This is a genomic window from Micromonospora sp. CP22, assembly GCF_009712475.1.
Lineage (GTDB): Bacteria > Actinomycetota > Actinomycetes > Mycobacteriales > Micromonosporaceae > Micromonospora.
Window position 1 is genome coordinate 75220 of sequence record NZ_VCJO01000014.1, and the last position, 24416, is coordinate 99635.

At 69.5% G+C, this 24416-nt stretch carries 24 protein-coding genes, 1 pseudogene and 3 riboswitches; of the genes and pseudogenes, 11 read left to right on the top strand and 14 right to left on the bottom strand.

Annotated elements, in window-relative coordinates; genetic code table 11:
- Positions 1 to 169: 169 nt before the first annotated feature.
- Positions 170 to 571 carry a transcriptional regulator gene (locus FF096_RS20685; RefSeq protein ID WP_155220954.1) on the bottom strand — a complete coding sequence of 134 codons (402 nt, stop codon included), beginning with the start codon at positions 569 to 571 and terminating at the stop codon, positions 170 to 172.
- A 227-nt stretch (positions 572 to 798) separates the two neighbouring features.
- On the opposite strand from FF096_RS20685, the gene FF096_RS20690 reads away from it, so the two are divergent.
- Positions 799 to 1653, top strand: a complete 855-nt coding sequence (locus tag FF096_RS20690; RefSeq protein WP_155220956.1) for an AAA family ATPase — start codon at positions 799 to 801, stop codon at positions 1651 to 1653.
- The gene (locus FF096_RS20695) at positions 1653 to 2204 is read left to right on the top strand and encodes a kinase (protein ID WP_155220958.1); all 552 of its coding nucleotides are present in this window, start codon (positions 1653 to 1655) and stop codon (positions 2202 to 2204) included. The genes FF096_RS20690 and FF096_RS20695 overlap by 1 nt, the downstream gene beginning before the upstream one ends.
- Before the next feature lie 910 nt (positions 2205 to 3114).
- Here FF096_RS20695 and FF096_RS20700 read toward each other — a convergent pair.
- The gene (locus tag FF096_RS20700; RefSeq protein ID WP_155220960.1) at positions 3115 to 4143 is read right to left on the bottom strand and encodes a hypothetical protein; all 1029 of its coding nucleotides are present in this window, start codon (positions 4141 to 4143) and stop codon (positions 3115 to 3117) included.
- 628 nt (positions 4144 to 4771) lie between these two features.
- On the opposite strand from FF096_RS20700, the pseudogene FF096_RS20705 reads away from it, so the two are divergent.
- Positions 4772 to 4942, top strand: a pseudogene (locus FF096_RS20705) (ATP-binding protein); the annotation flags it as partial.
- A 298-nt stretch (positions 4943 to 5240) separates the two neighbouring features.
- On the opposite strand, the gene FF096_RS20715 reads toward FF096_RS20705, so the two are convergent.
- Complete coding sequence (locus FF096_RS20715) at positions 5241 to 5501, bottom strand: superoxide dismutase (RefSeq protein ID WP_155220962.1); 261 nt, start codon at positions 5499 to 5501, stop codon at positions 5241 to 5243.
- Positions 5502 to 5505: 4 nt separating this feature from the next.
- Positions 5506 to 6120: a superoxide dismutase gene (locus FF096_RS20720; protein WP_155220964.1), complete on the bottom strand. Its 615-nt coding sequence runs from the start codon at positions 6118 to 6120 to the stop codon at positions 5506 to 5508.
- Positions 6121 to 6184: 64 nt separating this feature from the next.
- On the opposite strand from FF096_RS20720, the gene def reads away from it, so the two are divergent.
- Entirely contained in the window at positions 6185 to 6733 is a 549-nt protein-coding gene (gene def / locus FF096_RS20725) for a peptide deformylase (RefSeq protein ID WP_309223677.1), read from the top strand.
- Positions 6734 to 6736: 3 nt separating this feature from the next.
- Positions 6737 to 7777 carry a tRNA (adenosine(37)-N6)-threonylcarbamoyltransferase complex transferase subunit TsaD gene (gene tsaD, locus FF096_RS20730; RefSeq protein WP_309223678.1) on the top strand — a complete coding sequence of 347 codons (1041 nt, stop codon included), beginning with the start codon at positions 6737 to 6739 and terminating at the stop codon, positions 7775 to 7777.
- Positions 7778 to 7963: 186 nt separating this feature from the next.
- Here tsaD and FF096_RS20735 read toward each other — a convergent pair whose 3' ends face one another.
- The 7 genes from FF096_RS20735 to FF096_RS20765 form a co-directional block, all read right to left on the bottom strand.
- Entirely contained in the window at positions 7964 to 8893 is a 930-nt protein-coding gene (locus FF096_RS20735) for an ECF transporter S component (protein ID WP_230462803.1), read from the bottom strand.
- A complete protein-coding gene (locus FF096_RS20740; protein WP_155220966.1) occupies positions 8890 to 10521 on the bottom strand; it encodes an ABC transporter ATP-binding protein in 1632 nt (543 codons plus the stop codon). Before FF096_RS20740 ends, FF096_RS20735 begins: the two co-directional genes overlap by 4 nt.
- On the bottom strand, positions 10518 to 11759 hold the full coding sequence (locus FF096_RS20745; RefSeq protein WP_155220967.1) for a CbiQ family ECF transporter T component: 1242 nt from the start codon (positions 11757 to 11759) through the stop codon (positions 10518 to 10520). The genes FF096_RS20740 and FF096_RS20745 overlap by 4 nt, the downstream gene beginning before the upstream one ends.
- Positions 11752 to 12681: a hypothetical protein gene (locus FF096_RS20750; RefSeq protein WP_309223679.1), complete on the bottom strand. Its 930-nt coding sequence runs from the start codon at positions 12679 to 12681 to the stop codon at positions 11752 to 11754. The genes FF096_RS20745 and FF096_RS20750 overlap by 8 nt, the downstream gene beginning before the upstream one ends.
- Complete coding sequence (locus tag FF096_RS20755) at positions 12678 to 14135, bottom strand: prenyltransferase/squalene oxidase repeat-containing protein (protein WP_155220969.1); 1458 nt, start codon at positions 14133 to 14135, stop codon at positions 12678 to 12680. Before FF096_RS20755 ends, FF096_RS20750 begins: the two co-directional genes overlap by 4 nt.
- A gap of 128 nt (positions 14136 to 14263) precedes the next feature.
- Positions 14264 to 14406: riboswitch (cobalamin riboswitch) on the bottom strand.
- A 76-nt stretch (positions 14407 to 14482) separates the two neighbouring features.
- On the bottom strand, positions 14483 to 14977 hold the full coding sequence (locus FF096_RS20760; RefSeq protein WP_309223680.1) for a hypothetical protein: 495 nt from the start codon (positions 14975 to 14977) through the stop codon (positions 14483 to 14485).
- 31 nt (positions 14978 to 15008) lie between these two features.
- Positions 15009 to 16052 (bottom strand): peptidase, encoded by a 1044-nt coding sequence (locus FF096_RS20765; RefSeq protein WP_155220973.1) that lies wholly within the window; start codon positions 16050 to 16052, stop codon positions 15009 to 15011.
- A gap of 97 nt (positions 16053 to 16149) precedes the next feature.
- A riboswitch (cobalamin riboswitch) is annotated at positions 16150 to 16315 on the bottom strand.
- Between the two features lie 181 nt (positions 16316 to 16496).
- A riboswitch (cobalamin riboswitch) is annotated at positions 16497 to 16695 on the top strand.
- A gap of 116 nt (positions 16696 to 16811) precedes the next feature.
- Here FF096_RS20765 and FF096_RS20770 point away from each other — a divergent pair.
- Positions 16812 to 17324 (top strand): acyl-CoA thioesterase, encoded by a 513-nt coding sequence (locus FF096_RS20770; protein ID WP_309223681.1) that lies wholly within the window; start codon positions 16812 to 16814, stop codon positions 17322 to 17324.
- A 30-nt stretch (positions 17325 to 17354) separates the two neighbouring features.
- On the top strand, positions 17355 to 17546 hold the full coding sequence (locus tag FF096_RS20775; RefSeq protein WP_309223682.1) for a LysE family transporter: 192 nt from the start codon (positions 17355 to 17357) through the stop codon (positions 17544 to 17546).
- A gap of 16 nt (positions 17547 to 17562) precedes the next feature.
- Here FF096_RS20775 and FF096_RS20780 read toward each other — a convergent pair whose 3' ends face one another.
- Positions 17563 to 19185 (bottom strand): bifunctional NAD(P)/FAD-dependent oxidoreductase/class I SAM-dependent methyltransferase, encoded by a 1623-nt coding sequence (locus FF096_RS20780; RefSeq protein WP_155220977.1) that lies wholly within the window; start codon positions 19183 to 19185, stop codon positions 17563 to 17565.
- Between the two features lie 76 nt (positions 19186 to 19261).
- Between FF096_RS20780 and FF096_RS20785 the strand changes: the two genes are divergently transcribed.
- Positions 19262 to 19819 (top strand): helix-turn-helix domain-containing protein, encoded by a 558-nt coding sequence (locus FF096_RS20785; RefSeq protein WP_155220979.1) that lies wholly within the window; start codon positions 19262 to 19264, stop codon positions 19817 to 19819.
- 143 nt (positions 19820 to 19962) lie between these two features.
- Here FF096_RS20785 and FF096_RS20790 read toward each other — a convergent pair whose 3' ends face one another.
- On the bottom strand, positions 19963 to 21396 hold the full coding sequence (locus FF096_RS20790) for a PepSY domain-containing protein (protein ID WP_196222593.1): 1434 nt from the start codon (positions 21394 to 21396) through the stop codon (positions 19963 to 19965).
- An 86-nt stretch (positions 21397 to 21482) separates the two neighbouring features.
- Here FF096_RS20790 and FF096_RS20795 point away from each other — a divergent pair, with 86 nt between their 5' ends.
- A complete protein-coding gene (locus tag FF096_RS20795) occupies positions 21483 to 22058 on the top strand; it encodes a DUF5134 domain-containing protein (protein ID WP_155220983.1) in 576 nt (191 codons plus the stop codon).
- 405 nt (positions 22059 to 22463) lie between these two features.
- On the opposite strand, the gene FF096_RS20805 is transcribed toward FF096_RS20795, so the two are convergent.
- Complete coding sequence (locus FF096_RS20805; RefSeq protein ID WP_230462816.1) at positions 22464 to 23168, bottom strand: hypothetical protein; 705 nt, start codon at positions 23166 to 23168, stop codon at positions 22464 to 22466.
- Positions 23169 to 23292: 124 nt separating this feature from the next.
- On the opposite strand from FF096_RS20805, the gene FF096_RS20810 reads away from it, so the two are divergent.
- Entirely contained in the window at positions 23293 to 23964 is a 672-nt protein-coding gene (locus tag FF096_RS20810) for a DUF433 domain-containing protein (RefSeq protein ID WP_155220985.1), read from the top strand.
- Positions 23961 to 24401 carry a hypothetical protein gene (locus tag FF096_RS20815; RefSeq protein ID WP_155220988.1) on the top strand — a complete coding sequence of 147 codons (441 nt, stop codon included), beginning with the start codon at positions 23961 to 23963 and terminating at the stop codon, positions 24399 to 24401. The genes FF096_RS20810 and FF096_RS20815 overlap by 4 nt, the downstream gene beginning before the upstream one ends.
- The last annotated feature ends 15 nt before the right edge of the window (positions 24402 to 24416 follow it).

Sequence of the window (24416 nt, forward strand, 5' to 3'; positions counted from 1 at the left end):
GAGTACCTTTGGCCATCGGTGGGACCTCCAGAGTCCTTCCGACCGGCCCGCCGGGAGCTGCAACTCACGGCGGGCCACCCTTCAGCCAGTCGGCTGACTGACCTCGCCCCGCACGCCGAACCGCAGTTGAAAGCCCGGCGCACGGCGACACCAGTCACCCACCGGCCGGTCAGGCCGCCTTGCTCCGCGTCTCGGCCAGAGTCTTCGGCGCGATCAGCGCAGTCGCCCGGAACGAGAACTTGAGCCGCTTCGTGTCGGAGTCCACGTACGGCGTCACCGTCAAGCCCTCGATCTCCACCGGCTGGAACGCGCCCACCGGCGGGACCGGCTGGTGATCGGTCAGGATCTTGATTGGCACCTCACGAGAGCGGGCACCCAACTCCGGGTCGAGATCCATCACCCGGCACTGCCACACCCGCGTGCCCGTCACCTTGTCCTTGCTCGGCGTCCGCCGACCCGTCTTCTCGTCGTAGTCCTGCGCCTCCGCGATCGAGTCCGGCACGAACACCGCACCGTGCGGAAAGACCGCCTCGAACGGAACCGAGAACCGAGTACCACCCCTGAGGGCCATGTCCTGCTCCTTCGCTGCTGCGACTTGACCGGCAACCCGGTCTCTGTGATGCAAGCAACCTAACAACTGATAGGCGTACCAGTCAACTGTTAGGCACGAAGTTCTTGCACTCCGTCACTGAGCAGGCGGAATCCCTTTCATCTGTTAGGCCGCTGGTAACCTGCAACCAGTCCTAACGGTTAGGACAGCCCGAACAGTGCAAGCCCGACCAGCCAGGGGGCACCGCGATGACCTCTCCACACGGCCGTACCGAACGGCCGGAGGCCCGGCATCAGCAGGTGGCGCGCAACATCCGCAACGAGATCGAGGCCGGCCGACTCGTCCACGGCACTGCTCTGCCCTCAACCAGAAAGCTCGCCGAGGAGTGGGACGTCAGCGTCTTCACCATCTCGGAGGCAATGAAGGTCCTGGCTGACGAAGGGCTCGTCATCAACGAGTCCCGGTCCAAGCGCGTGGTGAATGCTCCCGACCAGCTGCGCCGCAGCGAGGTCCGTCCACAGCGTCCCCGCGTGATTCTGATCGGTGGGTACGCCGGCAGCGGCAAGACCGAGTTGGGCCGCATCCTGGCGCGCGAGACGGGTTGGCCGATGCTCGACAAGGACACGTTGACCCGGCCGGTGGTCGAGGCGGCGCTAGAGACGTTGGGCTTGTCCCCGCATGATCGGGAGTCGCAGACGTACCTAAACACGATCCGGCCGAGGGAGTACGAAGCCCTCCAGGACGCGGCCAGTGAGAACGTGCAGTGTGGCAACAGCGTGATCGTCACCGCGCCGTTCATCCGCGAGTTCAACGATCCCGCGTGGATGGCCCGGACCCGCGCCTACTACGAGGCCGCGAAGGCGGTCCCGGTGGTGGTCTGGGTGTACTGCGACGGCGACACGATGTTGACCTACGTACGCCGCCGGGGAGCAGCCCGCGACGCGTTCAAACTGGCCGACTGGAATCGGTACCTGGGCGTCATCAATCTCGACTTCCGGCCGCCAGGTGAGCACTTCGTGGTGGACAACTGCGCATCGAGCCGGCCCTTGCAGGAACAGGCCAAGGAACTGGTGAAGGGAATCCTCGCGGACGAGGCATCCTAATGCGCGGCGTGATCCTCTACGGCCCACCAGCGTCAGGGAAGGACACCGTCACCAGCGCCCTGCATGAACTCGACGCCCGGTTCACGTTGTACCAGCGTCTGAAGGTAGGGCCAGGCCGTACCACCGGATATCGGATGACCGATGAGACGACGCTCGACCAGCTGCGCGAGCGCGGCGAAGTCGTCTGGGAGAACCACCGGTACGACGCCCGCTACGTGGTCGACCGTCCGTCACTGGCACAGCAGTTATCGACCGGGGTGCCGATCGTGCACTTGGGCCAGCGTGCCGCCGTCGCTGCGGTCACCGCAGCCGTTGCCGATGCCCGCTGGTTGGTCGTCTACCTCTGGTGCCCGCGCGAGGTTGCCGAGCAGCGGATCGTCTTACGGAACACAGGCGACACAGCCGAACGTCTCCGGGCATGGGACGACACCGAACCCCTGGCCGAGCGCGACCTCTTCCTGAACACGGCCGAGATGTCCCCGCCTGCTGCGGCCGAGGTCATTCACCGTCACGTCCTGGGCGACGCGCGTCCGGCGATATCCAGAAGCTGACTCCGGACAGGAGACGGGGATGGGTACGGGGTGGCGAAAGAGGCGGTAGGCCGGTCAGACAGATAGCCGGCGGAGCACTCAGCTCAGCGGAGGGTGATCCCAGGAGACGGCAGAGCGCGATCAAGTCAGCCACCTTGTTCCGAACAGGGCACGCCGCTGCGGGTCGCGGGTTGCTCAGTCGTTGCGGGTGCATGGGTGCCGGTCGGTCGGGTGGTGTCGTGGTGGGTCTTGGTCGGCTCGGAGCTTTCTGTGATCTGTTGCCGAATTGGCCTGTACTAGATCAAGCGCGCTCCGCGCGGCGCGGGCCGGGCGCGGTAACCGGCTCCTGACGGAGCCGCCGCCCCGCCCGCCTTCGGCGGCGGGGCGGAAAGTCAGCCGGCCCGAAAGCCACGCCCGCCCCGCGCGTCACCCACTGGTTCCGTGAAGGGAACCGGTGACGAGTCCCGGAGGTCGACAGGGACCAGGACGACAACGTCCTACCTCACGTCACGCATCCAGCCTCACCACAGGCAGCCGCGGACCGGTCGACGGCCGGGCCGGGCGAGTTGCCGAACAGAAGTCACGCCGACCGCTCGCGCGTCCGAGGTGGGAAATGAGGTGAGGGTGAGGAAGGGGGCGGAGGGTGGGGCGGGGGTTGGGGTCAGAGATTGTGCCTCCGGCGGGGGCCAGACGACTCCAGGATGGAGTTGCCGAACGGTTCCGGCCGTGGGTGGTAGTGGTTGAGGGATGCCATCCCGCCTACCGCCGACCCAGGCAAGCCGAGCAGACCAGGGCCAGGGTGCCAAGGTCGTTCGTCCGGTAGGGCGCTCCACCTTGTCACCCTGGCCCTGGCCCGCTCCACGGTGTGTGGGTCGGCGGCAGACGGGATGGCAGAAACGAAGGTTGGCAGTCAATTTCGAAGCCACGTCTGTTATGAACTCCTCAAAGCCCAATAGTCCGGGGGCTCGAAGTCCTTGGGAAATTTTGTCTTCCGGTTGTAGGAAACCTCACCGGCTAACACGCTGAGCATCAGGTCACCGTACTTGTTGGCCCCAATCCGCGACAAGTCCGCCCCATCCAAAAACACCCTACCTGAGGTTGGATCTAGATGCCTGACGACAAGACTCTCGCGTATAACTGACTCACGAAAATCAAGGAAACTCTCGGCCGATCTCGTCATGTCAAATTCAAGCCCCATCTCGAATGTCGAGCCCACGAAGCCAAAAGAGGTGGCCTCAGACCTAAGGAGAATTCTCACCTGATCATCGAAATGACACCCGCGAAACTGAAAAGGCGCCCCACTCGACACCTCCGTTAGTTCGACTTTTCCCGTAAACCGACTACCGTTGAACACCCCGAACGTATCGACCCTGAGGAAAAGCATGCGCAAGGCGGGTAGGCGGGTCTCGGTAAGGTCTAAGTGCCCATTAGCCCAGAAGGTATGCGGACTGGAAATGTCCAGTCGGCGCAGCATTGTTCCTAGCACCGTTACTCGAACATGCTCTTCGCTAGGGTTTGCGTCAAGCCGGCGGTCGGCGTCCGCTGGGGTCATTCGCAAATAGGCCGCAAGGGTGTTCAAGCACATATCTCGATCACGTTCAGAGTCATCGGCGATTCGGGCGAGCGCGTAAGCTCCAGCGAGCCTCACCGCAGCCTGTTCATGGCCAAGTTGACCTGCCGCAGCCGTGAATCTATCCGTGAAAAGTCTATCTTGCTCACGAACGTGACCAATCTCGTCGGCCTTCTGCTTGCGATAGGCGACAAGAAGTGCGGTCAAAGCACCAAGTCCCCCGGTCGCAGTCAAAGCAACCTTGATTTTTTCCAGCCGAAGAGCAGCCGTTTCCTGGCTGACGGGAACGGCATCACTTGCAATGGAATCAATCAGCGAATACAGGCCGACTATTGCAGCCGCGCCTGCCGCCACGAGCAAGATGAAGGAAAAGGCCAGAGGGCTGGGCACATACCTCCGTCTAAGTCGCCGGTTTTGCCTAGCGACTCGTCGGCGATGATTCCTATAGCGAGCCGTGCGCAAAGTTCGGACCGCAGCCGAGGTCTCGCCAGGCCTGTATAGCAATTCGGGATCGATCGGGAGCGCGTGTAGCGAGCTGGGAAAGTTGCGACGAAACTCCCTGTAGTACCGCTTGATCCGGATTCGGTAAGCTTCTATCAAAAACCCCAGCCTCAGCACGCCCATACCATAAAGGACAGAGGCGAACACTCCTCAATGTATGGCTTGGCTGTACAGCCAACCGTACAGCCAACCGTACAGCCAAGCCAGCCGTCCGAGGCCGACTGGAGCCGACAAGCGCCGACACTCCGACCACGGACGGGATCACCCAAACAGCCGTCCGTGATCTTCTTCTAATCCCAAGGCCGCAGGTTCGAATCCTGCCGGGCGCGCTCCACCACATGGCTCTGACCTGCGATTTCTAGCGGTTTTTGCGATCTTCATTAATGGTATTCTTTGATTTAGGCAAACCTTAGGTGAGCCCGGATGTGCAGCCCTCGCACGACGACGCACCAGATGAGTGGTGACTTCGAACGCCAACTCTCGGACAGTGAACTGCCCCGGATCTTGTAGAAACTTCCTCACCTCGCACCTGCCCTTCGGGCGGTGGGGCGAGGTCTTCGGCGACGAAGTCGTAGCCGCCGCGATGATCGACCGCCTCGTGCACCACGCCGAGGTCCTCACCCTCGCAGGCGAGTCCTACCGCACCAGAGCCCGCCGAGAACTCATCGCAAAAGACCGCGACAAATAGAGCGACACAACCCCGCCGGGGGGTCAATCCCAATCCGTCGCCAGGGGGTCAGTTCTTGACCGGCCGTTGCACGTCGATAATCTCGACGCGCAGGTTCGGACCGGTGAGCATGCCGGCGTCGGAGTCCTGTCCGCCGCTTTCGGCGTAGAACGGGTGCGGTCCAGTGCGACGGTGACGATGTCGCCGGCCTGGGCGCCGTGCGCGGCGTGGCAGTCGCCGGGCCGCCCGCCGTCGCGTTCCGGCAGGTGTCGTCGGCACCTCACAGTGCCGGCGACACCGACCAGGTGATCACCACGCGTCAGTTGTCCGGCTGCGTGGCGGTGGCGGCGACGAGCAGGGACAACTCTCGGACGAAGTCGTCCAACGACTCACCGCTCTGCGCGCGGAGCAGTCCGAGGCTCAGGTCCGCCAGAAGGTAGAAACCGAGGGTCTTGGCCTGCTCGGAGCCGAACGCGGCGAGGAGTTCCTCAGCGCCGCCGAGGTCACCGCGATGTTTGGCAGCGATGACCCCGGCAGCGCGTTGCACCAGCTCTGCGGCGGCCGGGGTGAGGCCCGTCATGCGGTCAGAGCTTCGGCGTGGTGGCGCGGGCGGCGTCGAACCGGGCGATCACGTCCGACCAGTTGACCAGGTTCCACAACCGGTCCACGTAGTCCGGTCGTACGTTCTTGTACTGCAGGTAGTAGGCGTGCTCCCAGGCGTCGAACACCAGCAACGGCGTGGAACCCTGCCCCACGTTGCCGTGGTGGTCGTAGACCTGCTCCACGATCAGCCGCTGCGCGAGCGGCTCCCAGGCCAGCACACCCCAACCGGAACCCTGCACGCCCTTGGTGGCGGCCGAGAGCTGCCCGGCGAACGCCTCAAACGAACCGAAGTGCTCCTCGATGGCGGCGGCCAGCTCGCCGTCGGGACGGTCGCCACCATCCGGGGAGAGGTTCCCCCAGAAGATCGAGTGCAGCACGTGCCCGGAGAGGTTGAAGGCGTACGTCTTCTCCAGGCCGACAAGAGTGGAGAAGTCGCCCTTGTCGCGGGCCTCGGCGAGCTGCTCCAGACCATCGTTGGCGCCCTTGACGTACGCGGCGTGGTGCTTGTCGTGGTGCAGCTCAAGGATCTGCCCCGACATCGCCGGCTCCAACGCGCCGTAGTCGTAGGGCAGGTCGGGCAGGGTGTAGACCGCCATCAGAACTCCTCTGGGATTGCTGCTCTTAATGCAAAGCTTTGGCAATTGCATAGGATAGGCCACTGTGCAGACCTCGACAGGCGCCCCGCGCCCCATCACCCGTTACGGCACGCCCGTCCTGCACCGTCGCTGTGCCGAGGTGACCGACTTCGACGCCGCCCTCGCCCAGCTCGTCGCCGACATGTTCGCCAGCATGTACGCCGCCCACGGCGTCGGTCTGGCCGCCAACCAGATAGGCGTCGACGCCCGGATCTTCGTCGTCGACTGCCCCGACGCCACCGGCACCCATACCGTGGCCACCGTCGTCAACCCGGTCCTGCACCTGCCCGAGCACCGCGCCCTGGTGACCGACTCGGAGGGCTGCCTTTCCGTCCCCGGCCGGCACGCCGAACTGGCCCGCTGCGCCACCGCCACCGTCACCGGATTTGACATTCACGGTCAGGAAGTCCGGCTGGAGGGCACCGGCACCCTGGCCCGCTGCTTCCAACACGAGGTCGACCACCTCGACGGCCTCGCCTACGTCGACCGACTTCCCAGCAAACTCCGCAAGCGAATCCTCACCACCAGCGCCGAACACCCTGGCGTCGGCGTGGGTACCGGCCAGGACGGCTGACGGGTGCCTGTCGTCCTGGGCATCGAAACCTCCTGCGACGAGACCGGCGTGGGCATCGTCGCCGACGGCGTCCTGCTCGGCGACGCCCTCGCCACCAGCATGGACGAACACGCCCGCTTCGGCGGGGTCGTCCCCGAGGTCGCCGCCCGCGCCCACCTGCACGCCGTCACGCCCATGGTCCGCCACGCCCTCGACCGCGCGGGATTTGGCTTCGGCGACATCGACGCTGTCGCCGTCACCGCCGGGCCCGGTCTCGCCACCGCCGTGCAGGTCGGTCTCGCCGCCGGCAAGGCCTACGCCCTCAGCCTCGGCGTGCCTCTCTACGGCGTGCACCACCTCGCCGGCCACGCCGCCGTCGACGTCCTCGAACACGGCCCGCTCCCCCACCGCTGCGTCGCGCTGATCGTCTCCGGCGGACACACCTCACTCCTGCTGATCGGCGACCTCGCCCGCGACCCCGTCGTCTACCTCGGCGACACCGTCGACGACGCGGCCGGAGAGGCATTCGACAAGGTCGCCCGCCTGCTCGGCCTGCCCTACCCCGGCGGACCTGCCATCGACCGCATCGCCCGCGAAGGCGACCCGACCGCTATCGCCTTGCCCCGACCGATGACAGGCCCCCACGACCCGCCCTACCGGTTCTCCTTCTCCGGTCTCAAGACCGCCGTGGCCCGCTGGGTCGAGAGGCCCGGCGACCGGGCGGTGCCCGTGGCCGACGTCGCGGCGTCGTTCCAGGAGGCCGTCGCGGACACCCTCACCCGCAAGGCCCTGGCTGCCTGTCGCGACCACCAGGTCGACACGCTGCTGCTCGTCGGCGGCGTCGCCGCCAACAGCCGGGTACGGCACCTCGCCGAAACACGCTGCGCCGCCGCTGGCGTACGACTGCGGGTACCGTCACCCCGACTCTGCACCGACAACGGCGCCATGATCGCCGCCGTCGGCGACCTCCTCGTCCGCGCCGACGTCGCACCGGACCGACTCGACCTCGGCGCGGACCCTTCCGCCGTCCTGCACGGCGCCCTCCTGCACGGCCCACGCCCCTGACACAGGCACACCATCCCGCGCCCGACCTGCATCGCTACTCACCAAGGAGGCACTCCCCCGAAGTGTCCGGCGGACACAGGTAGAGGAAGGCGGCTACGGGTCAGGAACCGGCTTCCGCCCTGACGGCATCTGGCATACGCCCGTCGGGCCTGGTGCCACCCTGGCGACGCCGCATCCGCTTCGCGATCAGATCTTCGTCGTCGGTCGCCAACCCGGAGACGGGGGTGGCGGTGACTCCTCGGCGTCAGGCCGCCGTCGAGGGTTTCGCGGCCGCACACCGAGACCGCTGCCTTGCCCGGGCGGGATGGCTGGCCCTGGTGTCGTGGCGAAGGTGACAGGTGCGTCGAAGGCGGCGCGGCGGGCGGCACGGCGGAGTGCGGCCAGGACGGCGGGTCCGACCAGGACGATGGCCATCACGGTGGTGATGGCGCGGCCGGTGTCCCACCCGAAGGTGGAGGTGACGGCGGTGAACACGGCGAAGCGGTGCAGGTTGTCCAGCACCGGTGCCCCGGCGACGTAGGAGAGCTGGGTGTCCGCGCCGACGCCGAATGGCCAGAACCACAGGTTCATCAACAGCCCGTAGCCGTAGGCGGCGATCGCACCATAGCAAGCCAACACGGCGATCTCGGCCCGGCCCCGCAACCGGGCCGGCAGCAGCCCGGCGCCGAGGCCGATCCACGCGGCGGCCAGCATCTGGAACGGCAGCCACGGACCAACGCCGGCAGTGAGCAGGGCGGAGGCGAACAACGAGATCGCGCCGAGCAGGAACCCGAAGCCCGGCCCGAACACCCGGCCGGCGAGCACGAGCAGAAAGAACACCGTCTCGATGCCGGCGGTGCCGGCGCCGAGCGGACGTAGGGCGGCGTTGACGGCGGCGAGCACGCCGAGCATCGCCAGGGCCTTGCTGTCGATGCCGCCGGAGCTGAGTTCGGCCAGGACGAGGGCCAGCAGGATCGGTAGTACGGCGACGAAGACCAGTGGCGCCTCGGTGGTCCGGGCCATGCTCTCGGGTTGGGCGGGCACGAAGAACGGCCAGCTGAAGGTGGCCAGCGCGGCGACGGAGGCCAGGACCAGCACGACGGCCGTACGCGGGGCGACCCGCAGGGCGGTCGTCATCCTCGTGTCCCGGCCTCGGCCAGCGCGGCGGTGACCTGGTCCACGGTCAGCCAGGGCTGCGGTGCCAGCACCTTGGCCACCTGCGGGGCGAATGCGGGTGAGGCGAGCATGACCTCGGCGGTGGTGCCGTCGGCCACGATCTCTCCCTGCGCCATCACGACGACCCGGTCGGCAAGGGTGGCGACGAGTTCGACGTCATGGGTGGCGACGACGACCGTCCGACCTTCGGTGACCAGCCGCCGGACGATCGCGGTGAACTGCCGTTTGGCAAGGTAATCCAAGCCTCGGGTGGGCTCGTCGAGCAGCACGACCGGTGGTGCGGCGGTGAGCTGGACGGCGAGCGCGAGGGCCAGCCGCTGCCCCTCCGACAGGTCCCGGGGATGCTGGTCGCCGGGCAGCGCGGGAGTGAGCTGGTCCAGCAGCGCCCGGCAGGTGCCCGCCGGTGCGTCGGACTCCCGGTCGGCCTGGGCACATTCGGCGTCCACCGTCTCCAGGTAGAGCAGGTCCCCCGGAGTCTGCGGGACCAGCCCGACCTGTCGTCGGGCACGACCGGCAGGCAGTGTCTTCGGGTCGGTGGCGCCGTCAGGTCCCGTGACGGTGACCGTGCCCCCTTGTCGGGGGCCGCTGCCCTGCACCGCCCAGAGCAGGCTGGACTTGCCGGAGCCGTTGCGGCCCATCAGCGCGACGACCTGGCCGGGATGAAGGTCGAGATCGACGCCGGCCACGGCGATGGTTCCGGGGTAGCGCACCACAATGTTGCGGGCGGTCAGTGCCGGCGGACCATCCGGTGTGGGCGTGGCCGGGGGTGCCGGGGTGTCGGCGAGCCGCTGCCGAAGGTCCGACGCACGGCGGCGGGCGTCGCGTACGGACAGCGGCAGGGGCGTCCACCCGGCGGCACGGCCCAGGTCGACAAGGGGTGGCGCGAGGTCGATGTCGGCGAGCACGGCGGCAGGTTCGCCGTCGATGACGGTGCCGTCGCCGGGCAGGTAGAGCAGCCGGTCGGCGTAGTGCACGACGCGTTCGAGGCGGTGTTCGGCCACCACGACGGTGACGCCGAGGTCGTGGACCAGGCGGGTGACGGCGGCCAGGACATCTTCCGCGGCGGTGGGGTCCAGGGCGGAGGTCGGCTCGTCGAGGACGAGCACCTGCGGGTGGCTGGTGAGCACGGCGCCGATGGCGACCCGCTGCTGCTGCCCGCCCGAGAGAGTTCGCAGCGGACGGTCCCGGAGCTCGGCGATGCCGAGCAGGTCGAGGGTCTCCTCGACGCGTTTACGCATGACCGGCGCCGGCAGGGCGAGTTGTTCCATGCCGTAGGCGAGTTCCTCTTCGACGGTGTCGGTGACGAAGCCGGCGAGGGGATCCTGGCCGACGACTCCGACGACGTCGGCGAGGTCACGGGGAGGGTGGCTGCGGGTGTCGCGGCCCTGCACGGTGACGGTGCCGTGGAGCGTGCCGCCGGTGAAGTGCGGCACCAGCCCGTTGATGGCCCGCAGCAGGGTCGACTTGCCGGCGCCGGTGCGGCCAGCGACCAGGCACAGCTCGCCCTCGGGGATGTGCAGGTTCACGTCGCGCAGCATCGGTTCGGAGGTTTCGGCGTAGTGGACGGTCACCCGACTGAAATCGATCAACGTTGGGCCTCCGACTCGCTGGTGTCACGCTTCGGCGAGCTGCGGGTCGTGCCGTTCGGTGCAATGAGTACCGGGCGGGGGGTGCGGTGAGCCGCGAGCGTCGGCGGCGATGCCAGCCAGGCCGGCGCGACCGCGACCGCGACGACCAGGAGCATCAGCGGGGTCAGCTCGGGCCAGGTGAGCGGGCTCACCGGCGGGTAGAGCCGGACCGGGTCCACGGATCCGGCCACCGCCATCACGACGGCGGTGGCCACCCCACAGCCGGCGACGACAACCTCCGTGATCCGCCAGCGGTCCGGCCGGTAGCGACTGCGCCGGACCTGCCGGCCGGCCAGCAGCATCCCGGCGACGGCTGTCGCCAGCCCGACGATCAGCATCGGCAGACCGAGGTAGCCGGGCACGGTCGCGTCGAGCAGCCCGTACGTGCCGACGCAGACACCGACCAGTCCGGCGAGCACCAGCCCGCCGGTGAGGGCGCGCTGGCCGGCCGGTATCGCGGCGGTGCGGCCGTAGCCGCGCGAGTCCATGGCCGCGGCCAGGGCGAGGGATCGGTCCAGGGCGTCGGCCAGCACCGGCAGGGCGATGCCCCGCAGGGCACGCAGACCCTGCCCGGCGGCGCCGCGCAACCGGCGGGCCCGGCGTACCCGCAGCACACTTTCCACAAGCTGTGGGGCCACCGACAACGCGACCACCACGGCAGTGCTGACCGCGTACAGGGCGCCGGGGACCGCTTTCAGCAGGCGCTTCGGATTGGCCAGGGCGTTGGCGGCACCGAGGCAGATGAGCATCGTCGCCAGGCGCAGCCCGTCGTAGAAGCCGCCGAGGAGCTGTTCGGCAGCGACCGGGCCGAACAGCCGGATGCCCGCCGCCCACGCCGGCAACGGAATCTCCGGCAGGTGAAGCAGGACGTGGTCACCCTGGCCGCCGCCGAACACGAGGCGGAACACCACCCGCATAGCCACGATCACCGCGCCGAGGATCAGGTACATCCGGAACGCGAACGCCCAGGGGGCGTCACCTCGGCGGCGCACGACCACAAGCGCGGCGGCGGCGACGAGCAGGGCCAGCGGAAGCGGGTTGGTGGTGTGGCTGGCCGCGGTCGCCAGCCCGAGCGCCCACAGCCACCAGGCACCCGGGTGCAGGGCGCGGGGTAGCCGTCCCGCCCGGGCCGACCGGCTGTCAGGCGGTGTCACCGGTGTCTGTCGCCCCACCCCGTCGGCGGTGGCCTGGTCAGTCATCCGGCTCGGCGGTCCGCCGGCGGCGGGCGGCGACGATCCCGCCACCCGCCAGCGCGACCAGCAGGAGCACCCCCGCCACGGTGCCCAGCGGGAGGCCGCCGGTGTCACGCGTGGCGCTGAACTCGGTCGCCGGGTACGAGTCCGTCGGATCGGCCGACGGGGCGACGGGCGCAGCCGCGAGCGGCGGAGCGGTGGCGGCCGTCGTCGGCACGGGTGAGCTGCCGGGCGGGGTCGCGGTGGCGGCGCCCACCGGTGGGGTCAGGGTGACCCCGGCCGGTGGGGTACCGCCCGACATCGTGGGTGCGTTCGGTGCACCGACGGCCGGTGGCGGGGCGACCGGTGGCGCAACCGACGGGGGACGCGCCGGCGCCGGTGCGGACGTGCGAGGCGCAGGCGGGGGCGCGGGTGGCGTGGTGCGCGGCGGCGGTGCGGGCCGGGCGGGGGCCACACCAGGTCGGGGTGCGCTGTCGGCCTTGCGGTTGAGCGAGAACGACCAGCCCTCGAAGCTGCCCGATGGTGGCTTGCGGTTGAGCACACCCTTGTCGCTGTAGGTCCAGGTACCCCCGTTCGGCGCGTGCCAGTATGACCAGTAGGCGCTGGCCGGCGGCGTGTCGACGCACTTCTCCGTGCTGGCCGAGGGTTTGCCCTCGATCCGGCAGATGAACCCCTCGCCCCAGCGCAGCGTGCCGGCGATCTGGAAGCCGGCGGCCTTCAACGCCGCCAGGCCGGTGGCCTGGTCGCCGGGGGCACACCGGACGACGGTACCGCCGCCGAGTTCCTTGAAGTCAACCACGACGGTCACGCCGGCAGCGTCAGGGCAGTACCCGGCGCTGCCGGCGGCCGCTGCCGGAGAGGGTCCGAAAAGGACACTGGAGGCGGCCACCGCGATGGCGATGGCGAGGCGGGTCGCCCGGGTGCTCACGTGGCCCGCCGACGGCCGAGCAGCAGCAGCACTACTCCCCCACCGAGCAGCAGCAGGGCGATGAGCACGTACCCGCCGATCGCCGCACCGGTGGTTGGCAGCCGGCCCGATCCGCCGGCGACGGGACTGGTGACGGAGGCAGCGGGAGTCGGCGTCGTGGTGGGGGTCGGTGGCGTGCCGCTCGGGGAGGCGCTCGGTGTCGGGCTGCTGGTGAGCGAGGTGGTCGGCGTGGGCGACGCGGACGGCGACGGTGAGCCGGTCGGGCTGGATGAGGCGGTCGGCGTGGGTGGCACGGTGACCGATGGGGTGGGCTCGCCGGAGGGCGGCACGTCAAGGCCGATCCGGCCCAGCGGCACCTGGGCCAGCCCGAGTAGCGCTTGGGCGGTGGCGCGCCGCCACTGGTCCCGGAAGGTGTCGGCGATGCCGTCGGCGACTGCCTCGGTCAACGCGTCGCTGGCGTAGGCGATGGCGCCGGCATCGGCCGCAGCGGCACCACCGTTGGCGGTGGTGAGCTGCAGCGCCGCCAAGGCTTCGGCGGCCCGTGCCGCTGCGGCGTCGCGCCCGGCCGCGGCCAGGGCCTGCCCGGCCAGGCCGGTGCTGTTGGAGTTCGCGCCGCTGGTCGGCCCCGACCCGCCGAACGACCCGTCGGCGCGTTGCTGCGCCACAAGCCAGTCGGCGCCGCGCTGAGCGGCCTCGTCCGCACCTGCGGCGTCGGTCGCGAGCAGTGCCTGCACGGCCATGGCGGTCGAGTCGACGTCGAGGGTGGCATTGGCCTGGGTGTCGCAGGACGGCGACGGTGCTCCGTCGACGTCGGGGTAAAGCCGGAAGCCGCCGGCCGTGCACTGCTGCTGAATGAGGAAGTCGACGGTTTCCTGCGGCGCGCCGCCGCTGCGGGCCAGACCCAACACGGCAAAGGACTGGTCGAAGGTATTGCTGGGGTCCGGGCCGGTGGCCTCGGTGGTTCGGCTGGTGATCCGCCCGCGCTGGTGCCCCGTGCCCGCCGCGGACAGCAGGGCCACAGTCTCGGCACGCAGGTCCCAGCCGCCGAAGTCGGTCGGATCGGCGCCTGCAGCAGAGGCCACGTAGAGCAGTTTCGCGGTGGCGCCACCGTCGGTGAAACCCTCGATGCCCCAGTCGTCGTAGCTGTTGTAGGACCGTACGTGCGCGGCGATCTGCGCCGTCGCCGCCTGCCGAGTAGAGCCGGCCACCCCGGTGGCGGCGAGAGCGATCACGCCGTCGATGCTCAGCCCCCAGTCCTCGGGAGTGAACGGTCCAGGCAGGACGCCGTCGACGTACTCCCCGGCGAGCCAGGTCGCAGCGTCGCGCGCGGCGGCGGTGTGGGTCGGCGATGGCGCGGCGGCCACGCCGAGGGGGGTGGTCGCGACGATGGCGAGCGCTGTGGCGGTGGCGGCGCCGAGACCGGCGCCGACGCGCCGGAGCGGGAACGTGGGCATGAGGGGTGCCTTTCGCAGAGCGGTCGGTGAAAGCTCCGGAAGGCACCGACGGGCGGCATCCGCTCGCGTGGCCGCGACGAGATGCGGTACCTCGGTTACCCGGACTCCACCCTGTAGACCTCGACAGTGGAAGCCGCTCGTCCTGTGCGGGGCATTCCGGCTCGCGAGGCGGTGCTCGCTCACGGTTGCGGGTCAGCGTCGGCTTCTACCGACTTCCCCCCGTACGGGACGTATTCAGTTGTGTACCCGGCGCACCGGGTGTCGCCACCGTACCGCCGGTCACCTCTCGGCGCCAGCGTGGCGGGCGACACCCGGCACGTCCACGGCTCGTGAAGGGTACACGCAGGTCAGGGGGCGGTGATGCTGGGTGCCGCGCCGGAGCCGAAGGACCAGCCCTCGACCGTGCCCGGGGCCGGGTTGTAGCTGGTCGCCCCCAACGTGCTGTACGTCCAGGAGGCGCCGCTGCCGGAGGCGTGCCAGTACGACCAGTACGCGCTGGCCGGCGGGGTGTTGATGCAGGGTTCCGTCGCGGCGGTCGGCTTGCCGTTGATCCGGCAGACGAAGGCCAACCCCCATCGCTGCGTACCGGTCACGGTGAAGCCTGCGCCCTGCAGGGCGGCCAGGCCCGTGGCCGGGTCACCGAGCGCGCACGCCACCTGGACGCCGCCGCCGAGCGCACCGTAGTCGACCACCACGGTGACCCCCGACGTCCCGGTGCACGCGGCGGCCTGCGCGGCCCGTGGAGACGGCTCGACAGCAATCAACCCGACGGCGACGACAGCCACCGCCACGATGCTCGCCAGCCACCGACGGACAGGTTCATAGACCTGGGACATGAGCACTCCTTCTAATGGGACGGAATCTGCCGGCCGGTCAGCGGCAGGGCAGAGTGGGTGCGCCGGCGGTCGCGGTGACAGTGGAGAGCCGGGCATATCCGGTGCCGGCCAGGCCGAGAACAGCCTGCGCGGTGGCGCGGGGGGCGGTACCGGGATCGAAGACGCCGCCGTCGAAGTCGACAGCGCCCCGGTCGGCGACCGGGGCGGCACACCCGACCTGAAGATCGGCCAGGAACACGCGGGCCCGGAGCCAAGCCAGCGGCCGGCCGCCGTCGCGCAGCGCCTGGGCGGCCAGTCCGGTGCTGTTGGCGTTCGCGACCCCACCGGCGTTGGTGAACCCACCGTCGGCGCGTTGCACCGAGAGCAGCCAGTGCAGCCCTGCGGCGGCATCAGCCTTACGACCGGCGGCCCGCAACGCCTGCACCGCGACGGCCGTCACATCCACATCGGACACACAGACCGGCTGCGCGGGCAGCAGCGGATAGCCGCCGTCGGGGCACCGGGTACCCGCCAGCCATCCAGCGGCGGTCGCCGGCACACCTTGCGCGGTGCGGTCCAGCGCGAGAATCGCGAAGGACTGGCTGAACGCGTTGCTGAAATCACCCCACGCCGACCGGTCGGTGAACCGGCCGCCGGGCGTCTGGAGCGAATCCAGCCGGGCGATGAGGTCGACACCGCCGACGTCGGTCGGGTCACCGCCGCGGACCGCGACGGCGAGAGCGAGCTTGGCGGTCGCGCCCGCGTACGCCTCGGTGGTGCCGTCACCGATGTACCCGTCACGCACGTCCGGCCGGGTGGCCCAGGCCAGGGCTTGCGCGCCGAAGTCGTCGGCTACACCGGCGGCGGCGAACGCGAAGACCGCGTCCAGGGTCAACCCCTGGTCCGGGTACGTGACCCCGTCGAAGACGGCCTCGAAACGTTCACCGTCGACCAACTGTCGGGCCAACCATCCGGCGGCGGCATCCGTCCGGACGGCACCGGCCTGTGCGGGTGCGGCGTTCGTGGATGTGCTGAGAGTGAGGGCGGCGAGTATCCCGCAGAGCAGGGCGAGCAGGCGGTGCCGGCCCAGGCGAACGACCATCGGTTGGCGCCTTTCCGGCCCGGCGGTCGTCGAGACCCGGCCCGCCGTGATGCTGCGGCGGGCCGGCCTCCGACCCGTGGGCCACGACGGGTGGGGAGCAGAGACTCGCGAGTACGGCAGGTGATCGGGCTCGCCACCAGGGATGCTCCCTGGCGGCCTACCGTTGCGGGCCAGCGCCGGACTTCGACCGGACTTCCCCCGCACGCACACGCGGTTGTTCAGTTGTCGCGCCAGTCTCGTTCGCCGCACGGCCACTGTCAATCAGCGACCGTACGTGCACCATGGGTAGCCGCTTCGCGGCGTGGCCACGGTCTCGCTCCAGCACATCCCGCTCCCGCTGAACCGGCCACCGGCACAGGTGGACCGCCGAGGGAGACAGCTCACAGCGAGCACCAGGCCGCCCCGCTGAGCGGCCGGGTCGGGATAGGGTGACCGACGGCGCTGGTTCGCCCGGCCGTTGCTGGTGGGGCGTCGTAAGAGGGAACCCGGTGAGAATCCGGGACTGCCCCGCAGCGGTGAGTGGGAACGACAGCCGTCACCACGCACTGGGCCCCCCGGCCTGGGAAGCGACGGCCAGTAGGAGACCGGACGGGTCCGGCACCGCCCACGAGTCCGAAGACCTGCCCGCGCTGCGGACACAAGGTGTGTGCGCTGCCGTCGACCTCGCGGGCGGGTCGGGCGGGTGACGCGCCGCAACGGCGTGTTCCTCGACGTGCGCGCCGACGGGTCGGTGGCTTGTTCCCCGAGAACGGACGCCACGTGCACGACACGACCACTCTCGCCGGCCGACCACCGTCGGCCTCCCACCTGACCCTGTCGCAGATCATGGACCAGCACCACACCAACCTGATGGGCACGGTCCACGGCGGCCGGATCCTCAACCTCATCGACTCCGTCGCCGGAGTGGTCGCCGCCCGACACTCCGACGGCCCGGCCGTCACCGCCGCCATCGACGAGACCGCTTTCCTCCGCGCGGTCCGCGTCGGCGACGTCGTACACGTCGACGCCCGCATCACCTGGGCCGGCCGCAGCTCCATGGAGGTCACCGTCAAGGTCACCGCCGACCGGTGGGACCGCGCCGTACCACCGACCGACGTGGCCACCGCCCACCTCGTCATGGTCGCCGTCGACGACGACGGCCACCCCCGCCCGGTGCCGCCGCTGCTACCCCAGACCGACGGCGACCGGCGCCGCTACCGCGAGGCACAGATCCGCCGCGAACACCGGCTGACCCTGCGCCGTGCCCTGCTCGACGGCACCGAGGAGTCCTGAGATGCTCGGACTCTCCACGGCAGCCCTCGCGTGACCCCCACCGCACAACTGGCTCTGTTCGGCGCCGTTTTCATACAAGTGCAGGTCACCGTCGACATCGCCCTCGGCACGGGCGCCGGACGCCTCGCCCGACGGACAACTGACGGCCGCTGGTCACGGCGCGTCAACCAGGTCTGCGCCGTCGCGTTCGTCGCGCTCGGACTACGACTGGCCGCCGGCTGACCCCTTCGGCGTGGCCTTACAACTCCTTGCGGTGGTCCAGTCGGACGGCGCGCAGTACGACGTCGTTGACGTGGTGTGTGCTGATCGCTCCCGGGGGGCGCGACCGGGTTTCGTTCACCTCGACGCGCCAGTTACCCGAGGCCGTGATCTCGGCGGCGATCTCGTCGATGCCGACGTACGCCTGGGGGTCGTACATGCGGGTCTGCTCGGCGGGATCCGACGGCTGCTGGAGCGGCGTCAGGTCGTGGCCGACGACGAGCAGCGTCCCACCGACGGCCACGGCGTCGAGCAGGTTACGCAGTCCGCGCTGCTCGGGGGTGCGCTGGAACGAGCCGTACTGCAGGGACACCAGGTCGTAGGTCTCGCCTGCGAAGGCGGCGGGGTCGTTGGCGTCGCGGTGCAGCGTACGAACGTCGAGTCCGCGACGGTCCGCTTCGGCCCGGATGCGGTCCAGTGCCCTGCTGGAGACGTCGGAGGCGGTCACCTGCCAGCCTCGTTCGGCCAGCCACAGGGCGTCGGCTCCTTCACCCGCGCCCACGTCGAGCGCCCGCCCTGCGGGCAGGTCCGTCGCCTCCGCCACGAGGGTGCCGTTCGGGTTGGCGCTCCACACGCGTTCCTGATCCCCGTAGCGGCTGTCCCACTCGATCGCGACGCCGGACGGACGAGCACCCGCCGTGGTGTCCTCGGCCGCGAGGCTGAAGGCGATCTGAGCGCCGATCCAGCTACCGTTCGCCGCGGCCTGTAGGACCTGGGCGCTCGGGTCCGTCAGGTTCCCGGCGGCGAAGACGCCCGCCACGCTGGTACGTCCGGTGGCGTCGACCGCGACCAGGTCGCCGAGTCCGCTGGGGTGGGCCGTGGTGTCGATACCCAGCCCGGCGAGCATCTCGACCCGAGGGCGGAACCGGGCGCCGGTGAGGATCGCGTCGGCCGGCAGGCTGCGGCCGTCGGCGAGCTCGACGGCGAGTGACCCGTCCGGGTCGGCGTCGGCTAGCCGGCGCACCGCACTCTCGACGACCGGGACCCCGGAGGCGACGAGGGTCTGCACCGCGGCCGGGTCGATCCCCGTGGCGTCATGCAGCACCACGGTCAACTGGTCGGTCAGGTGCCGCATCAGCTGGGTCGGGTGCAGCCCGAGCGGCGTCGTGACGATCTGCACGACCCGCAGGTCGCGGACCTCCCAGCCATGGCAGAAAGGACAGTTGATCACCTGGCGGCCCCACCGCTCGGCGAGGCCCTCGATGTCGGGAAGCTCATCGACGATGCCGGTCGCGGCCAGTACCCGGCGGGCGACGAGACCATGGCCGCCCGAGAGTGCGAGGTGGAACCCGTCGTCCTCCTTTCGGACCGCCAGGACGCGGCCGGTCAGGACGCTGCCACCATAGCTACGGACCTCCTCGCGCCCGATGGCCCGCATCGCCTCGGGCGGGGTGCCCTCGCGCCCGAGGTAGCCGTGCATGTGCGCGGCCGGCGCGTTCCGCGGCGTGCCGTCGTCGACGACGATGACCGAGCGCCGCTGACGAGCGAGCTGCAGCGCGGCCGCCAGACCCGCCGCCGATCCTCCGATGACGGCGACGTCGCACCGGCGGACGATGCTCTGGTGCGGTGTGTGGTCGGAGGCCCCGTGGGCATGATCTGTCATCGGCCAAGCGTAGGAACACCTGGCGGCTTCTGAAAGGCGGCTTGCGAGATTCGCAAGACATCCTCATGCTGGAGAAATGAACGACCGCAGCGACGTAGAGCGGCTGGCGCGCACCCGGCTACGAAGCATCCGCACCACGCTCGGCTACTCCCTGGACCAGCTCGCCGAACGCACCAACCTCAGCCCGTCGACGATAAGCCGGGTCGAGACGGGCAATCGGACGCTCAGCCTCGACGTGCTCGTGCCCTTGGCCAACGCGCTACAGGTCAGCCTCGACGTCCTTTTCGAGGCAACCAGCGACGAGGACGTGGTGATCCGTCCCGTGCAGCACCGTTCGGGCTCGCGCACCACGTGGCCGCTGAACCGCGTCGACGGGCGCACCATGGCGATGAAGGTCCGGTTGGAGCCCGAGGCGACGATGCCGACCCAGCGGGTCCATCCGGGCTACGACTGGTTCCTGGTGCTCGAAGGCAGAGTGCTGCTGTGGCTCGGCGAACGGCAAATCGAGGTCGAAAAGGGCGAGGCAGCCGAGTTCTCGACGATGACGCCCCACTCGATGACAGCGCTCGACGAGCCGGCCGAGCTGGTCATGGTCTTCGACCGCGAGGGGCAGCGCGCACACCTGCACCAATGAGCGTGAAACCGGCAGGGGTGGAGACCGGCAGGACCACGCCGATCACGCGGCATCGCCAAGGCGGCGATCTCGTGGGCCGCCGCACGACCGAATTCCTTCCTCGGTCGGCGCGACGGCCACGTCGCCCCGGCCGTCGCCGAGGTTCACACCGTGCCGAAGAAACTCCTGAGTGCCGGCACCCGGCGAATCAGGAGTTGGTCCAGCGCGAGGATCACCAGCAGCGACAGACCGAACAGGGGCAGGAACACGCCGAGGACGGCCATCGCGGCGAGCAGGAGCCAGTTGCCCCAGATCGGGAGTTTCGCGCGGGGAGCGGCCAGCCCGGAGGCAGTGCCGCGGCGGGTCCACCACATCATCGGCCCGGTGACGCACATGAAGATCACGGCGAGGCAGAACAGCGTGGACAGGATCTCGTTCGCGACGCCGAGACGCCGTCCCTCGTGCAGGGCGATCCCGTGGGACACGACCTTGGCCATGGCGCTGTAGTCGGCATAGCTGTACTGGCCGACCTTCTCGCCGCTGTACTGGTCGACGTGGACCGTTGTCTCCTGGGTGACGTCGGACTCGGCGGGGTTGCCGACGTTGTACCACTGGCTGCTCATCACGCTGAACACGCCTTTTTCGCCTTCGGGATACATGATCAGGTACGGCCCGGGAGCGCCCTGTGCCTGCGCCGTAGCGACGGCCCTGTCGATCGAGATCGGTGTGCCGGCGCCGGTGCTGGTGCCCTGCGGCGCGTTGCCGGAGGCCCAGCCGGCGGGCGCCGACTGGCCGTCGCTGTTCTCGATCTGCTGCCGGATGGTGGACTCGGCACCGGGATCCTCACCCCAGAGCGAGATGTTGCCGTGCGCCGCGAGTTCCGACGCTTTGGCGCCCCAGAAGCCGGTCCACGGCAGGCCGGAGACGACGAGCAGCAGGACGCCGAGCCCGACGGGGAGCCCGACGATGGCGTGCCAGCCACGGACCCGGGCACCGCGTCTGCCCTTGGCCTGGGCGCCGCTGCGGGCCTTCCGGCCGAGGAAGAAGATGATGAAACCGGTGATCGTCAGCACGATCCCCCACGAGGCGCCGAGCTCGACGATCCGGTCTCCTACGCCACCGTCGCCGATGAGCAGGTCACCGTGGATGCGCTCCGCCCAGGTGGAGACGAGCTGGTCCTGGCTGAGCGCACCGGTGACCTCGGAGGTGTAGGGGTTCACGTAGACGTTCGTGGTGCTGCCGTCCTCCTGGGCGGCGACGAACAGGGTGGCCCGGTCGCCGATGCCGTCCTGGACGGACAGGATCGAACGATCCGGGAACTCGGCGCGAACCGCCGCCTCCTGGGCGGACAAGGCGGCCCGCTGGGCGCCCTCGACCACGGAAACCTTCAGCACCCCAGGATGCGTGAGGGAGTCCACGTCGTCGCGGAACATGTAGATCATGCCGGTGACGGAGAGGGCGAAGAGCACCGGAATGACGATGAGCGACCCGTAGAAGTGCCAGCGCCAGAACGCGGCGAACCAGTTCGTCCTGCGGACTCTCGCGGCGGGCGCCGGCATCTCCGCGGGAGGCGGCGCTTCGGTCTCTGAGACGGTCATCGAGGTGGGCCCTTTCAAGGGTCGCCGGTCGCCCGGGTCACATGGTCTAAGTTGTAGTCGTGCTTGAGGCCCCATGGGTTCCCGTATTGACGGTTGTCTTTTTACTTACCGGTCTCGTCTGCGTCGCCGATCTCGTCATCCGCCGCCGGGCGGTCTCCCGTGACCAGCCCTTCTCCGACGAGGAGCTGATCGGCATCAACCACGGCGCGATGAGCGCGGCGATGATCCTCATGGTGTGGGTGATGGTGGAGGGCGCGGTCGCCTGGGCACAGATCGCGGTCTTCGCGATCCTCGCCCTCGCGCTGCTACCCGCCTACCGACGGACCCGGCACGCAGCGGACCGCGCCGATCTGTTCAGCCATGCCGGGATGGACGTGGCGATGATCTGGATGCTCGCGGCCATGCCCACACTCATGTCCGAGATGGGAACCGGCGGCGTAGGCTCCGGACACTCCCACGGCGGCGGCGCCTCCGGCGGAGTACCCGCGCCGACACCGGCATGGGCGGACACGGTCAACATCGCCTTCGTGGCACTCGCCGCCGCCACCGCCCTGTGGTGGCTGTACCGCGCCACGACGAAGTCCCGCCACCGGCTGCACTCGCTCAGCTACTCCGTCATGGCCGCCGGCATGGGAGCGATGCTGCTGCTCATGAACGTGTGAGGTGTCGCCTGGACTCGGCCTGGGACGACCCCACACCAGGGCTTCCGTTACCCGCGCATACTGCGCCACACGTTCGATGACCATGCTCGACGCCGGCCTCAGCCTCCGCGACGTGCAGATCGCCGCCCGCCACGCCGACCCGCGAACCACCATGCGCTACGACCGAGCCCGCGAGAACCTCGACCGGCACCTCACTGAATCCTCGCCGCGTACGGGGCCTCCGGAACAAGTCGTCTCGCAGCCGTTCACCCGGGGGTTTCGGGGGTCGCGGACTTGCCGCCTGCGGCAATGCGGCAGGCGCTGGCACCCTGATCCGCACCACCGCTTGGGTTGGACAGTCGCCCGCCGGGGTCGGCGAGGGCCCGAACCGCGTTCCCCCAGTCCGGGCCCCTGCGTCCGTGTTGCTCAGTGTGCCGACAGCGTTCCCCTGATCTCGTTCGGAATCGCGGGCAGTTCCACCGAGCCGACCACCTTGCCGGTGGCAAGGTCGAGTCGGTGCACCTGCTTGGTGGCGGGCTCGGTGATGTATGCGGCGTCGTCGCGGACGAACAGGGCCGGACGCGGCTCCTGCCAGTTCATCGGCTCCTTCCAGGCAGCGACCACGGGCCAGGCGTTGGTGATCTCGCCGGCGGCGGGGTCCACGACGTGCATCTTGCCGTCGGTACCGACGATCAGTCCCTCACCCCGCGGACCTCGGCCCAGCGAGCGGAAGCTGTAGCTGACGCCCTCGGGCATCGGCACCACTTTCAGCGAGTTGGCGGCGGTGTCGATGAGCGCAAACTGCTCGGGAAACTCCCGCTCGGCATCCGAGTCGATCTTGTAATCGCCGAGCAGAACGGGCGAGGCGCCGCTGCCGACCTGGGTGGCGACGGCACCGTACGCCCGCTCGCTTTTCACCTTGACGAAGGCACCGTTCTTGAACACCAGCACCCCGTCCTTGCAACCGAGCCTGACAACATCCCCCTGCGCGACAGCCTCGCCGTGAACGCCGGTGCACTCCTCACTGCGGGCAATCTCCTTGCCGTCCTTGTCAAGCGCGATCGCGCCGGGGCGCGATTCCTCGGTGCCCAGGGTAACCACAAGGGTGCCGTCACCCAGCTCCACTGCCACGCCGTGCTGCGGCTGCGCGGTCTTGTACTGACTTCCGGCGGGCTTGCCGACCCGGACATGAACGCACCGCACGAGGGCCGCCTGTCATGACCCACGGAAAGTCGACGCGTGGGAGACTGGCCATGTGGTGAGCGTCCTGGAGCGTGAGGTCTTCTCGGAGGCGGAGGCTGCCCGGCTGCTGCGGGTGGCGCAGTCGACGCTGCACTACTGGCTCGAAGGGGACGAGCGTAAGGGGCGCCGACACAAACCTGTGCTGCGCACGGAGCCGCGCGGCGCCCGTTCGGTCACGTGGGCCGAGTTCGTCGAGGCCGGGCTGTTGCGGGAATACCGACGTACGCACCGGGTGCCGATGGTCGAGTTGCGCGCGTTCATCGACCTGCTCCGCGAGCAGTTCGGCGTGCCCTACCCACTCGCCGACCGGCGACCCTACGTCGCCGGCAAGAAACTTGTGCTGCAGGCCCAGGCGGAGGCCGGTCTCGACCCGGAATACTGCCTCGTGGCCGCAGTTGGTAACCAGTTGCTGCTCACTCCTCCGTCGGCGGCGTTCGTCGAGCGGGTCACCTGGGACGGCGACATCGCGGCGGGCTGGCGCCCGGATCCCAACCCGCAGTCACCGGTGCGGATCCTGCCGGATGTCCGGTTCGGTCGGCCCTCGATCAAGGGAATCAGCACCGAAGTGCTCTGGGAGCAGGACGAAGCAGGGTTGGACGTCGAGGAGATCGCCGAGACGTACCAACTCGACGTGCCCGACGTGCGGTGGGCGCTGGCGTACGAGAACTCCCAACGCGCGGCGTGAGCAGGATCAAGCCTGCCGAGGTCCGGTTCTACATCGACGCCGACCTCCTCGGCCTCGCCCGCCTCCTCGCCGGACTCCGATCCGACGTCACCTACCCCGGCGACCCCGGCACGGTCATCCACAAACGCCAACGCCCGCCGTGCCCCATCGCCTCACCCGCCGTGAAGGACTCGGAGTGGATCCCGCAGGTCGCCAGCAGGGGATGGCTGATCATCACCCGGGACCGTCACATTCAGGAACACCGACTGGAGATCACGGCTGTGCGAGAGCACCGGGCCAGGATGGTCGCCCTGACAGCCGCCGACGCGGGCAGCGTCTTCGGCCAGTTGGAGGTCGTGATGAGCCGCTGGCGCGATATCGAGCGCTGCCTCGCCGAGCCGCCACCCTTCATCTACGCCGCCACCCGAACCACGATGCGGCAGATCCCGCTGACCTGACGCGGTCGTAAACTG

Coding starts and splice junctions, on each gene's coding strand:
- FF096_RS20685 (WP_155220954.1), bottom strand. CDS start 571: ATGGCCCTCAGGGGTGGTACTCGGTTCTCGGTTCCGTTCGAGGCGGTC.
- FF096_RS20690 (WP_155220956.1), top strand. CDS start 799: ATGACCTCTCCACACGGCCGTACCGAACGGCCGGAGGCCCGGCATCAG.
- FF096_RS20695 (WP_155220958.1), top strand. CDS start 1,653: ATGCGCGGCGTGATCCTCTACGGCCCACCAGCGTCAGGGAAGGACACC.
- FF096_RS20715 (WP_155220962.1), bottom strand. CDS start 5,501: ATGACGGGCCTCACCCCGGCCGCCGCAGAGCTGGTGCAACGCGCTGCC.
- FF096_RS20720 (WP_155220964.1), bottom strand. CDS start 6,120: ATGGCGGTCTACACCCTGCCCGACCTGCCCTACGACTACGGCGCGTTG.
- FF096_RS20735 (WP_230462803.1), bottom strand. CDS start 8,893: ATGACGACCGCCCTGCGGGTCGCCCCGCGTACGGCCGTCGTGCTGGTC.
- FF096_RS20745 (WP_155220967.1), bottom strand. CDS start 11,759: ATGACTGACCAGGCCACCGCCGACGGGGTGGGGCGACAGACACCGGTG.
- FF096_RS20755 (WP_155220969.1), bottom strand. CDS start 14,135: ATGCCCACGTTCCCGCTCCGGCGCGTCGGCGCCGGTCTCGGCGCCGCC.
- FF096_RS20765 (WP_155220973.1), bottom strand. CDS start 16,052: ATGGTCGTTCGCCTGGGCCGGCACCGCCTGCTCGCCCTGCTCTGCGGG.
- FF096_RS20780 (WP_155220977.1), bottom strand. CDS start 19,185: ATGACAGATCATGCCCACGGGGCCTCCGACCACACACCGCACCAGAGC.
- FF096_RS20785 (WP_155220979.1), top strand. CDS start 19,262: ATGAACGACCGCAGCGACGTAGAGCGGCTGGCGCGCACCCGGCTACGA.
- FF096_RS20790 (WP_196222593.1), bottom strand. CDS start 21,396: ATGACCGTCTCAGAGACCGAAGCGCCGCCTCCCGCGGAGATGCCGGCG.